The sequence below is a fragment of the Bernardetia sp. genome, assembly GCF_020630935.1.
Classification (GTDB): Bacteria; Bacteroidota; Bacteroidia; order Cytophagales; family Bernardetiaceae; genus Bernardetia.
In genome coordinates this window covers 1-11674 of record NZ_JAHDIG010000009.1, presented here as the reverse complement: position 1 = coordinate 11674, position 11674 = coordinate 1, and the positions used below count along the sequence as shown (strand labels likewise).

General features: G+C 33.3%; 12 protein-coding genes and 1 tRNA gene. 4 read left to right on the top strand and 9 right to left on the bottom strand.

Annotated elements, in window-relative coordinates; genetic code table 11:
• The first annotated feature begins 27 nt into the window (after positions 1-27).
• Both QZ659_RS04210 and QZ659_RS04205 read left to right on the top strand, forming a co-directional pair.
• Complete coding sequence (locus QZ659_RS04210) at positions 28-597, top strand: SiaB family protein kinase (RefSeq protein ID WP_291722307.1); 570 nt, start codon at positions 28-30, stop codon at positions 595-597.
• Positions 598-630: 33 nt separating this feature from the next.
• Positions 631-1029: a DUF1987 domain-containing protein gene (locus tag QZ659_RS04205; protein ID WP_291722304.1), complete on the top strand. Its 399-nt coding sequence runs from the start codon at positions 631-633 to the stop codon at positions 1027-1029.
• A gap of 51 nt (positions 1030-1080) precedes the next feature.
• Here QZ659_RS04205 and QZ659_RS04200 read toward each other — a convergent pair whose 3' ends face one another.
• From QZ659_RS04200 to QZ659_RS04190, 3 genes are all read right to left on the bottom strand, one after another.
• Entirely contained in the window at positions 1081-1977 is an 897-nt protein-coding gene (locus QZ659_RS04200; protein WP_291722301.1) for a phytoene/squalene synthase family protein, read from the bottom strand.
• 127 nt (positions 1978-2104) lie between these two features.
• Entirely contained in the window at positions 2105-2617 is a 513-nt protein-coding gene (locus tag QZ659_RS04195) for an RNA polymerase sigma factor (protein WP_291722299.1), read from the bottom strand.
• 467 nt (positions 2618-3084) lie between these two features.
• The gene (locus tag QZ659_RS04190; protein ID WP_291722297.1) at positions 3085-3387 is read right to left on the bottom strand and encodes a hypothetical protein; all 303 of its coding nucleotides are present in this window, start codon (positions 3385-3387) and stop codon (positions 3085-3087) included.
• A gap of 270 nt (positions 3388-3657) precedes the next feature.
• Between QZ659_RS04190 and priA the strand changes: the two genes are divergently transcribed.
• On the top strand, positions 3658-6204 hold the full coding sequence (gene priA / locus QZ659_RS04185; RefSeq protein ID WP_291722294.1) for a primosomal protein N': 2547 nt from the start codon (positions 3658-3660) through the stop codon (positions 6202-6204).
• Here the strand turns inward: priA and QZ659_RS04180 are convergent.
• The 6 genes from QZ659_RS04180 to QZ659_RS04155 all read right to left on the bottom strand — a co-directional run bounded on the left by QZ659_RS04180 (position 6201) and on the right by QZ659_RS04155 (position 9902).
• Complete coding sequence (locus QZ659_RS04180) at positions 6201-6638, bottom strand: hypothetical protein (protein WP_291722291.1); 438 nt, start codon at positions 6636-6638, stop codon at positions 6201-6203. The two genes, priA and QZ659_RS04180, sit on opposite strands and share 4 nt — an antisense overlap.
• 104 nt (positions 6639-6742) lie before the next feature.
• On the bottom strand, positions 6743-7198 hold the full coding sequence (locus tag QZ659_RS04175) for an ExbD/TolR family protein (protein WP_291722288.1): 456 nt from the start codon (positions 7196-7198) through the stop codon (positions 6743-6745).
• A 59-nt stretch (positions 7199-7257) separates the two neighbouring features.
• Positions 7258-7839, bottom strand: coding sequence for an ExbD/TolR family protein (locus QZ659_RS04170; protein ID WP_291722285.1), 582 nt, complete (start codon positions 7837-7839; stop codon positions 7258-7260).
• Between the two features lie 13 nt (positions 7840-7852).
• Positions 7853-8380 (bottom strand): hypothetical protein, encoded by a 528-nt coding sequence (locus tag QZ659_RS04165; protein WP_291722283.1) that lies wholly within the window; start codon positions 8378-8380, stop codon positions 7853-7855.
• Between the two features lie 139 nt (positions 8381-8519).
• Positions 8520-9365, bottom strand: a complete 846-nt coding sequence (locus QZ659_RS04160) for a MotA/TolQ/ExbB proton channel family protein (protein WP_291722281.1) — start codon at positions 9363-9365, stop codon at positions 8520-8522.
• A 449-nt stretch (positions 9366-9814) separates the two neighbouring features.
• Positions 9815-9902, bottom strand: a tRNA-Ser gene (locus QZ659_RS04155).
• A 336-nt stretch (positions 9903-10238) separates the two neighbouring features.
• On the opposite strand from QZ659_RS04155, the gene QZ659_RS04150 reads away from it, so the two are divergent.
• On the top strand, positions 10239-11651 hold the full coding sequence (locus tag QZ659_RS04150; RefSeq protein ID WP_291722279.1) for an MFS transporter: 1413 nt from the start codon (positions 10239-10241) through the stop codon (positions 11649-11651).
• Positions 11652-11674: the final 23 nt, after the last annotated feature.

Here is an 11674-nt window from a genome sequence, read left to right as displayed (position 1 = left end):
TTTTTTAATCTCAAAAAACTAATCATTATGGTCGACTACCATAACATATTAAACCCTCAGAGTGCAGTTCTTTACTACAAAGGACCTTTTGATAGAGAAATTTTAGCAAATATTAGCTCACAGCTACGTCGTAGGTTTGCAGATAACCCACGTATGAGTGCCAAATTATTTTCTATTTTTATAGAGTTAGCACAAAATATTTCTTATTACTCAGCTGAATCTAATTTTTTTTATGATGATTCAAAAGAGAAAAATATTCTATATGGAGAAAATGACCGTGTAAAAAACCATGGAGTAGGAACTGTAGTGATCCATAGTGAAGGTGATGAAATTATTCTGAGTGCTGGAAATCTTGTTCCAACAGATAAAGTCCAAGATATTATAATAAAGTGTGAAAAAATAAACTCACTAAGTACAGAACAACTTAGAGAATTAAAAAAAGAAGTCAGAAGCCAAGAGCGAAAAACTGACCACATAGGAGGAAATATTGGACTCATACAGGTAGCTCTAAAATCTGAGCATCCCTTGCACGTACAAGCTAAAGTAATAGATGACATAAATTCATTTTTTATTATTTCATCTACTATTGAGAAATAAATCTTATCAAAAATTATTAACTATTATATAACTATGTTTTTAGAAAATGGAAAAAATTTAGTGGTTCAAGCTAAAGAAGGAACTCATTTTGTTCCTTATGTAAACTTTAATGCAGATGAAGAGTACTGCCGTTTAGAAGGTGAGTCATATTTAGAAGATGCTTTTGAGTTTTATGAAAATCTAAACAAATGGTTTGAAGAATATTTTAAACTACACGAAAAAGTAACTATAGATTGCAAATTATCATATTTTAATACCAGCTCATCAAGAGCAATTCTTGATTTGTTTAGGCTTTTAAAGGACTATGAGAAGAAAGGAAAGAAAATTACAGTAAATTGGTATTATCCTGAAGAAGACCACGATGATATGAGAATAGAGGGAGAAGATTTTATGGATGAGAGTGATCTTAAACTAAATATTATGAGTTACTAATACAAAAATAAAAACTCGTGGAAAAATCTTATTTCTACGAGCTTTTTTATTCTAAATATAATTTAAATGATGTTTGACATAACTTTTGAGCAATAATACCATTTTTCTACTATCTGGCACACGAACACGCTTCGAAAGAATAGTTTGTGCTGAAGATTGTTTTATTTTATTAAAGAGTTTGAGATAATATACGTATGCCAAATAAACTCCCATTCTTGAGGTTTTAGGAAGTCTCAATATAGCCTCATAAGCTGCATCAAAATCTTTCTGAATATCATTTTCTATTTGAATTTTTGCATTTGCATCAAACTTAGAATAATTGACATTTGGGAAATATACTCTTCCACGCTCATCAAAATCGCTTTTCATATCTCTTAAAAAATTGACTTTTTGAAAAGCAGCACCAAGACTTCTTGCTCCAGCCTTCAAACTTTCATAAAGCTCACTATCATTCTCACAAAAGACTCTCAAGCACATCAGTCCTACCACTTCTGCCGAACCATAAATATACTCGTTATATTTATGGCTATTGTATTCTTTTTTGTCTAAATCCATTTTCATGCTTTCCAAAAAGGCTTCTATAAGCTCAGTTTCGATAGAATATTTGTCCACCACAAGTTGAAAAGAATGTATAACAGGATTAGTGCTTATTTTTTCATCAATCGCTCTGTATGTATCTTCTCTAAAACGAGCAAGTAAATTTGCCTTGTCATTGTTGTGAAAAGTATCTACAATTTCATCAGCATAGCGTACATATCCATAAATGGCATAAATAGGAAAATGTAACTTTTTATGAAGGGTTTGAATACCTAGCGTAAAAGAAGTGCTGTAATGTTGTGTAATGAGTTTACTACACTTCAAAGCCGTTGTATTGTAAAGTGCCATAGAATCTGAAATCGTATCAGTTTCTATTTTTTTTGTTGATGGTGAAGTGGTAATAGTGTTCATTAGTAGCTTTACAATTTTTCTTATAAAACGGAATAGTGAAGTTGTTGATTATATTGTCAAAATAAAAAAACGCACACTTTTGTTTGAAAAAAGTGTACGTTTTTTTTATTTTCTTTATAAAAAATCATTAGTTTTTAGAAGCATATACTTTCAGATTTCCTTTCAATTCCTTACGGGCAATATGAATACGGTTTTTTACTGTACCAATAGGGATTTCCAAACGCTCTGCAATTTCATAATATTTGAAACCTCTAAAATGCATCATAAATGGTACTTTGTAAGCATCATCCAATTTCTCAATCGCACGAACTACATCTTGCATCATAAAGTCTCCATACGCTCCATTAGCTGCAACATGATTTGGAGAATTTAAAAAGTGTAAGTTTTCAGTTGTGTCAATAAACGTATTACGACGCACCAAACGCTGATAGTTCGTAATAAACGTATTTTTCATAATTGTATATAACCAAGCTTTAAGATTTGTTCCTTCTGTAAATTTCTCACGATTAGAGAAAGCTTTAAGGATAGTTTCTTGAAGCAAATCATTAGCTTCATCAGAATCTTTAGTAAGTTTTAATGCGAAAGGACGTAAAGAATACGCTATTTTTTGTAGTGCAAATCCAAATTCGAAGGCTGTCATAGTTAAAAAAATTTTGGGTTTGTAGAAAAATGTTTTTTCTGAGTTTGTTTAATACAAATCTACTATTTATTAAACAAGTATCCAAATTTCTGTGTAATTATTTAGTTAAAAAAGTTGAACAAAAGGTTGTTTGTACAATTGTTTTGAAAATTTATATTTCAAATACTACTAAATATAGCATTTTTTGCGTTAAATCCAAATTTTGAGAGATTATAGATATGTAAACTTTATATGAAGCATACAAAAATCAACAATCTATCTAATTTGACTTTTTGTTCGTATGGAAAATGAATTTTTGAATAGTGAACTATGTAGAAAACAAAAATTAAGGTTAAAAAATGAAGTCTAGTAGTTAGGCTAAACTCATATAAAAGTAGAGAAAGAATAAAAAATGTTTTCTCTACTGCTTGAACTAACGTAATCTAATTTGAAAGGTTACAAATACTGAAAAAAAGTTTCAAAAAAGTTTATTTTTTTTCTGAATTTCCATCTTTTGAGGGTATCAATTCTATAACTACACCTCCAAAACGAGCTTCTTTGGCTTCGCATTTTTGCTTACTTACATAACACGTCGTATGCTCATATTCTTCTTTACCGTCGGCATCTGCATAAAAACCAATTATTCCACTTGCCAAGTTGCGATTATAAAACTTTACATAACGTCCATGTCCGTCAGTAGCACGTCCTACACAAGATTTACAAAGTTCGTTAGGATAGTTAGAGTCATAAAATATTTCATTTTGACAAATAGGGCAAGAGGATGTTTTCATAAAATAAAGGGAATAATCTAATTTGTTTAAGTTTGTTTGTTATATAAAGCAAATATAATCAACCTCAGTTAAACAAAAAATAGCATGCGAGCTGTAATCTAAAAATATTAGCAATATGTCGTTATAAGAAGAGATTTTTTGATAAAAATGACGAACTTTGTATGTTTATAGTAATAAAATGCTGCTCTAATAATTGTTGATACAATTAGTCATTGCTTTACAATCAGTTGCTTCTTTTATTCTAGTTTTGTTATATAATTTTACTTCAATTTGTCACTTTTTCAATCCTTTTCTGATGCTCAAAATATTTCTTCTGCTGAAAGAACAACACTTTTTGCTGAAGTAATTATTCCTGTGCCTCTCAAAACTACTTTTACCTATCGTATTCCTTTTGAACTCAATGATTTTGTTCAAACAGGTGTTCGTGTGGTTGTTCCTTTCGGAAAAAAAAGAGTACTGACGGGGATAGTGAAATCTGTTACAGATAAAGCACCTAAAGGCTATTCGGCAAGATATATTTTGGAACTCTTAGATGAAAATCCAGTGGTTACGCCTACTCAGCTTTGGTTTTGGCAGTGGATTGCATCATACTATATGTGTTCTGTTGGGGAAGTAATGAATGCAGCCTTGCCTTCTGGTTTGAAATTGAGTAGTACGAGTAGGTTGCAACTCCATCCAGAATGGAAAAGTGGAATCGGTAAGGAAGACATTGAGCAAAAAAGAAAGGAATATAATCTGTCAGACGATGAAATTAACCTTATCAATTTATTAGAATTAGAAAGCTCTCTTACTTACGAACAAGCTGGGGAAAAACTGAATTTAAGAGATATTTATCAAATCATCAAAAAACTCACGCAAAAGCGAATTGTTATTATTTTTGAAGAGCTAAAGGAAAAATATAGCCCACTTAAAGAAAAACAAATTCGAATTGCCAAAAAATATGCTTCACAAGAAGGAATTGCTAAAGCCTTTACTCACACAACACGAAGCAAAAAACAGGAAGAAGTTTTGCTGACTTATCTCTCCAAAAATCCTATACAAGATTATCCTAAAAGCATTTCGAAGAAAGAACTTTTAGGAGAAAATTTGTCTCCTAGTTCGCTCAAAACCTTAATTAGAAACGGAATATTTGAAGAATTTGAAAAAACACTGTCTCGTTTTGAGTTTGAAGATTGGATACAGGAAACTTCAAGTATAAATTTAACTTCTACCCAAGAAAAAGCTGTTCATCAAATTTTTGAGCATTTTCAAGATAAATCTACTGTTTTACTGCACGGCGTTACAGGAAGTGGAAAAACAGAAATGTATGTCAGTCTGATAGAACAAGTTCTACAAAGTGGAAGTCAAGTTTTGATGCTTTTGCCAGAAATTGCTCTTACAAGCCAAATCGTAGTGCGTTTGAAGCGTATTTTTGGAAATGCTGTGGGAGTGTATCATTCTCGTTTTTCAGATAATGAGCGTGTAGAAGTGTGGAAAGGCGTTTTGAATGGCGATATAAATTTTGTGATTGGTGTTCGTTCGTCAGTTTTTTTGCCTTTCGAACATCTAGGCTTGATTATTATTGATGAAGAACACGACCCTTCGTATAAGCAATACGACCCTGCGCCACGTTATCACGCTCGTGATGCTGCACTTGTTTTGGCGCACAAACATCAGTCAAAGGTTGTTTTGGGTTCGGCTACGCCATCAGTAGAAAGTTATTATTTAGCTCGGCAAAAACAATACGGTTTGGTAGAAGTCTTACAGCGTTTTGGTGAGGCTACTCTGCCACAAATACAACTTGTAGATTTGAGGGAATCTAAAAAACGAAAAGAACTCAAAGAACAATTTACGCTAGAGCTTTTTGAGCAAATGAAAACAGCTTTAGAACAGCAAGAGCAGATTTTACTTTTTCAAAATCGTCGTGGATATGCACCCTTTTTGAGTTGCGAGGAATGTGAATGGATTCCAGAATGTCAGAACTGTTCGGTTAGCTTGACGTATCATCAAAGAGCGCAAGAGTTGCGTTGTCATTATTGTGGTTTTTCTACGCAAGTTCCTCAAAACTGTTCTGCTTGTGGTTCTACCAAAGTATATCCAAAAGGTTTCGGAACACAAAAAATAGAGGAAGACTTACAAGTAATGCTCCCAGAAAGTAGAGTTGCAAGAATGGATAAAGATACTACTCGCACACGTACAGGCTATGAAAAAATTATTGAAGCCTTTGAAAAGCACGATATAGATATTTTGGTTGGAACTCAAATGATAACCAAAGGGCTAGATTTTGAAAAGGTAAATCTAGTAGGTGTTTTTGATGCTGATAGAATTTTATTTTTTCCAGATTTCCGTTCATCAGAGCGTTTTATGCAGCTTATTATGCAGGTAAGTGGGCGTGCAGGACGAAGAAGTGGAGAGGGAAAAGTAGTCATTCAAACATATTCTCCTTCACATCCTTTGTTTTCTATCATTGGCTTGCACGATTATCAGACTTTTTATAATCAAGAAATTGTAGAAAGAGAGCAGTATCTCTATCCACCATTTTCAAGACTTATAAAACTAATGGTTAGACACGAAGAGCGAGAAACAGCCTATAAAGCAGCCATTATTTTATCTAAAAAATTACAATCTAAACTTGGAAATCAGCGTGTATTGGGACCCGAAGCTCCTATTATTGAGCGTATCCGAAATAAGTTTCAACAGGCTATTTTGATAAAATTAGAACGCAGTCAGTTTGCTTTAGGAAAAACAAAGGATTTTATTCAGTCTCAAATAGATGAACTTTATAAGGACAAGTCTTTTAAAAAAGTTCAGGTTGTTGTTGATGTGGATTTTGTTTAAGATTTTTTACTTTCCTCAAACCATTCTAATCCTTTTTCTACAGAGTCAAATAAACGCATGTGGTAGCCAATCTCTTTGAGTGTGCTGTCTTCTACTAATTCTTCTGCTGAAAGCTGTGCAAAAAGATTTTCACTTTGAATAATGGCTTCGTATTTCATTCCCAGTTCTACCATTTTAGGATTAAATTCTGTCAGAAACCACTCGTTTGTTTCCTCAAATGACCCCTCTATATCTACAATTACAGAAATTAAGTGAGTAAATTTGTGTTTAGTTACTAAGTCTATTACTTTTTGATGACCAGTTTTGAGTTCGTCTGGCATACAGAAGCCTTTCCATTCTTGAAGTAGAATATGAGGATACTGCTCCAATTTATAGTATTGAGCATACGTATCTCCCAACTCATTTTGTATGTCTGTAAGAAGTGTCTTTTCCATGTATAGTTAATTTAGAAGAGGTTATTCTGAATAAATATACAATAAAAAAAGTCATTTTCAATTTTTGAAAATGACTTTTAATAGATATAATATTAGTATTGAGATTATTCTTCTCCTTTAGAGGCTGCATAATAGATTTTGAGAGCTTCTGTTTCACGAAGTTCTTCACGAACATCTATAACTACACCCATATCCAAACCAACATCTCCTTTTATAGCTACACGAAAACGATTTTTATCTACTTCGGGTACATTTGCCATAGCTTCTATCGCAAACTGTTGAATTTGGTCTAAGTTGATGAATACATCATTTACTTGAATACGAGGTGCTGTACCAAACTGGTCTGCTTCTTTTGGCTTACCGATATAAATATTGGCTACCAAATTGGCTTTTTCCATTTTCTGTACTTGATTTGCTTGTGGCAAAAGTACGTTTACTTTAAGTGTATTTTCTCTCATTACAGTAGAAACCATAAAGAAGAAAAGTAACATAAAAATAATATCTGGTAAAGCAGAAGTAGGTATTTCTGGATTCGCTTTGGCTTTCTTTTTAAAAGGCATGCTATTTCTAGTTTAGAAATGTTGTTTCTGTATAATTCATTGGTTACTAATTGGCTAAATTACTTTGCTCCTCCACTTCCTGTTGGCTCTGCATCAGAAACATTGAGAGGATATTTATCTTTCGCCATTTTGTAACGGTCTTTGTTTACTTGTGTGTCCTGCCTAGAGATTTCTAAGAAATCTTCCACAGTAATTTTCTCGCCCAGTTGTTTTGTCAGATATTCTGCTCTAAGTTCGTTGTAGGCTTGTAAAATTTCATCTAAAACAGCAAGATAGGTAGTATAATCTGTACCTCTGTCTGTTTTGATAGAAATAATAGCATCTTTCGGACTTACAGAAAGTTCTGGGTCTGCACCGTAGTTATTTACGTGTGCTTTGACTTCTTTTTTTATCTGACCTATTCTTCCTTCGTCTCCTTCAATTAAGAGTTCGTTACTAGAGTTGATAATAACTTTATAAACGTTTCGCTTATTGAGTTCTACTGGAGGAACTTCTCCTTCTGGTTTGGGAGCTAAATCTCTATAAATACCTTTCTCTGAAGCAATACGTGTGGTTACCAAGAAAAAGATAAGGAGTAGAAAGGCAATATCTGCCATCGAACTGGCATTTACCCCTGGGTCTTCACGTTTTTTCTTTCCCATAATTGAAAATTTCTTATTTAAATGAACGGCTTACTTCTCCGAAGATAGCACCAATAAAAGCTACTGCAATCATAACATACGTCATAATAAGTACGCCTCCAATATATTTTGAACCTTCTGCTGACATTTCAACATCTGGTGTTTTGACAGCTTCACCCTCTGCAAAAGCATAACAGATAAAGAAGACCACCACAAGAGCGACTAACGAAACGGCAATCTTTACAAGTGATTTAGGGTCTTGAGTAATGGCATAAATTAAAGGAAGAACAATAGCTGAAATCATAGCAAAACCCACAAGTACATAAGATAGAGGGATAAACCAATCTGCAACAGCATTACCTGTGATTTGGTCTTCTACCTTTGTAGGTAGTTTTACTTTTTCCATAAGTTCAGGAGTAACCTCCGTATAACCTTTTTCTTCTACGGCTTGCTTCAATGCAGCTTTCTTTTGTGCTGGATAGCCAGAGCATCCATATATGCCAAAAGCAACAAATAAAATTACAACAATGCCATAGATTATTAAAGAAAGATATTTTTGCATAATTCTTTTATCTAATGATGAGTATTCTGATTTGAAATGATAATGAAAGTGATTTCTAAGTTTGAAAAAAATAAAATGGGTGTATCATTACTTGGTGGTGTAACAATACACCCGATTTTATTTCAACTTTTGTCTTTAATTACTTAGAAAGGTCGTGTTTCATAAGCAAATCAATGAGAGAGATAGAAGCATCTTCCATATCTGTAACAATAGAGTCTATCTTAGATACACAGTAATTGTAAAAAATTTGAAGGATTACTGCCACAATAAGACCACCTACTGTTGTAAGAAGGGCTACTTTAATACCACCTGCTACGAGTGAAGGTTGAATATCACCTGCTGCTTGGATAGCATCAAATGCACCAATCATACCGATTACAGTACCCATAAACCCAAGCATTGGAGCAAGAGCGATAAAAAGTGAAATCCAAATAAGTCCTTTTTCTAATTTAGACATCTCTACTGAACCAGCAGACATAACTGTTTTTTCTACGATTTCAATACCACGGTTAGCACTCATTAAGCCTTGTGCAAAAATATCAGCAATCGGACCACGAGTTGCAGCACAAACTTCTTGTGCTCTAGTTACGCCACCTTCACGAAGAGCATCTTCTACTTTCGCTAATAATTTGTCTTTGTTGGTACTAGCAAGGTTAAGTACAATGATACGCTCAATAGCTACTGCAAGACCGATAATCAAACAGATAAGTACTAATGACATAAAGTCCCATCCACCTTCAATAAATTTTTCTTTGATAGCTTCGTGAGTAGTTTGGTCTTGGGCAACTGGAACAGCAGCAGCCTCTGCGTCAGCTTTTGCTTTTGCAGCAGCTTCTTCTTCAGCTTGTTGTTGTGCAGCAGCTTCTTCAGCAGCAGCAATAGAATCAGCCATTGCAACTGAATCTTCAGGAGTGAGGGGTTGGGCTTGTACTGTACCAATAGCGAAGAAGCAAATTAGGGCAAGCAGAGAAAATAATTTTTTCATATCAGTCTGAGTGATTTACGGAGTAAATAATCTTAATAATTTTAAGATATTATAGTTTAGCAGTTTGGGCTAAGGTTGTAAAATTAAAATTGACAACATCAAATCAAAACGAAAGTAATTACTGTGTTTTTTAGCAGGTAATTATTTAAAATTTTGATTCAATTAGTTAAAAACAAGTTTATTATCTTGAAATACGATTTGACAAAGTAATAAAATTTCAATCAAAAAAAATAATCTTTTCAGTTCTGCTGAAATAAATTATTTTAAAATTAACACAAACTGCTCAAATGGCTAGAAAGTCTTTATCAGAAACTTATGCTAAGCTAGTCTAATAATACAATTTGCGACCTAAAAGTAACATTTTAGTTTGAGATAATCAATAAAATATCATTCTTAGAGACAAGAACAGAAGTTTAATTGATTGATTTTTTATTATTTTAGTCTCTTTGCAGAGAGGAAGGGATTCGAACCCCCGATACCCTTTTGGGGTATACTCGCTTTCCAAGCGAGCTCCTTAAGCCACTCGGACACCTCTCTAAAGGTCTGAATCGATCAAAATACTATCTATTTTTAATCAATTCACAAATAAATCAAGAAAAAAGACGCTATGCAAATTTTATTTCATTTTTTTTGCTAATCTACCTCAACTTATTTTCATAATATCCGTTAGAAGCATTTTTTATTTCAAAAGACAAAGAAAATCACCACCTTTCTATCTTTAAACTCTCTTCATAGAAAGCAATGAGAAAGTTATCTTTGAGAATCTATCAAAATAATGTATTTTGTGGGAAATAACTTTAAAAGCTATTTTGTTATCCCTTACCTTATATAAAAGACTTGGAAAATAGTACAGAAAATTCAATTAATATCCCTTTGCCTTCCTCAAGTTTGAAGAGTGGACAAGGCTTGAAGAGAGTTTATAAACGTCCAGAGCTTCCAATTACGGCAGTTTTGGGTAGTGCTTTTCTTATCTATGGAATACTTTATCATGCTGCTGCATTTGCCGTGTTGGGAGCTGTATTTTCGTACGACAGAAGTAGTAGTGAGACTACAATTCTGATGAATATTCGTGATATAAGTTATATTGTTTTTACCATAGTAGGAGCGATTATAGTACCTCGTTGGTCTGCTAGAAATATTATTGTTGCTTGTCTTTCTCTGATGGCAATTTGCTCATTAGCTGTTTCTTTTCAGAGTCATAACTTTGCTTTAGCTGAATTTTTGTTTTGTCTTACAGGAGGTTCTTTTGCCCTTGTAAGGCTGGCTGCCTACTGGCTCATAAGTTTAGAATCAGAAAAAAAAGGACAACATGCAAGGCGTATTATGCACTTAGAAGGCATGTATCTGTTGGGAGTCGCTCTTAGTTATGGGCTTTTTTTGCCTTATATTCAAGATATTGACTCTTCTTGGACACACGCCTACTGGATATTGTTACCTTTTTTAATTATTTCTATAGGTTTTCAGTTTCTACATTATCATTATCCATTGCGAACCAAGCCTGAATCTTGGAAAAATGAGTTTCGACATGCGAGCAAATCCTTAAATGGATTATTGGTCAATTCTATTTTGATACTTTCTATTTTTTGTGTTTTTATTGCTTCCATTATCTATGTTCATTTTGAAGAGTGGGCTAATATTTTTGCTGTTAAACTTATAGATTTGCGAACCAAGCAGTTTTATAATTTAGGCGTATTGGCAGTTATATTTTTTGTTATGGCAGTAAGTCGTTTATTTATTGGAGTAATTTTACAACGAGCAGGACGCTTCATGATTTTTGTGTTCTGTATTGTGGGAGTGATATTACTTGTTCTATGGAATAGCGATATTTTTAAGGATACTATTATTATTGCAGCTTCTGAATTAAACAATATATCGCCGTATTCTTTACTTTTGGCAGCTACTGCATTTTGCTTAGCTCCAATTCTTCCAATTATTTATGCTGTGGTAATTACACAGGCTTCTGAAAGACAACAACCTTTAGTCATTGGGCTTTTATTGGGTATAACAACACTTGCAAAATTGATTTTTACATCTTTTTCTGTCAAATCATATGACTATTTTGTCGACTATACTGCTTTTTATCTGATATTGATTCCTTTAGCCTTACTGTTAGTATTATTCTTTTTAGCATATTCAGATTTGAGCAGAGATTCAAGACTTTTTCACAGAAAGGAAAAACAATCAAAAATACCGAAAAAAACACGTAGAACTATTGAGAAAAGATTCCAAATGGCGAGAAGAGAGGAACGAATAAGGAGAAAAATAAAAAAAGACTTGTCAAACTGACAAGCCTTCTGAGGTTGCGAGCG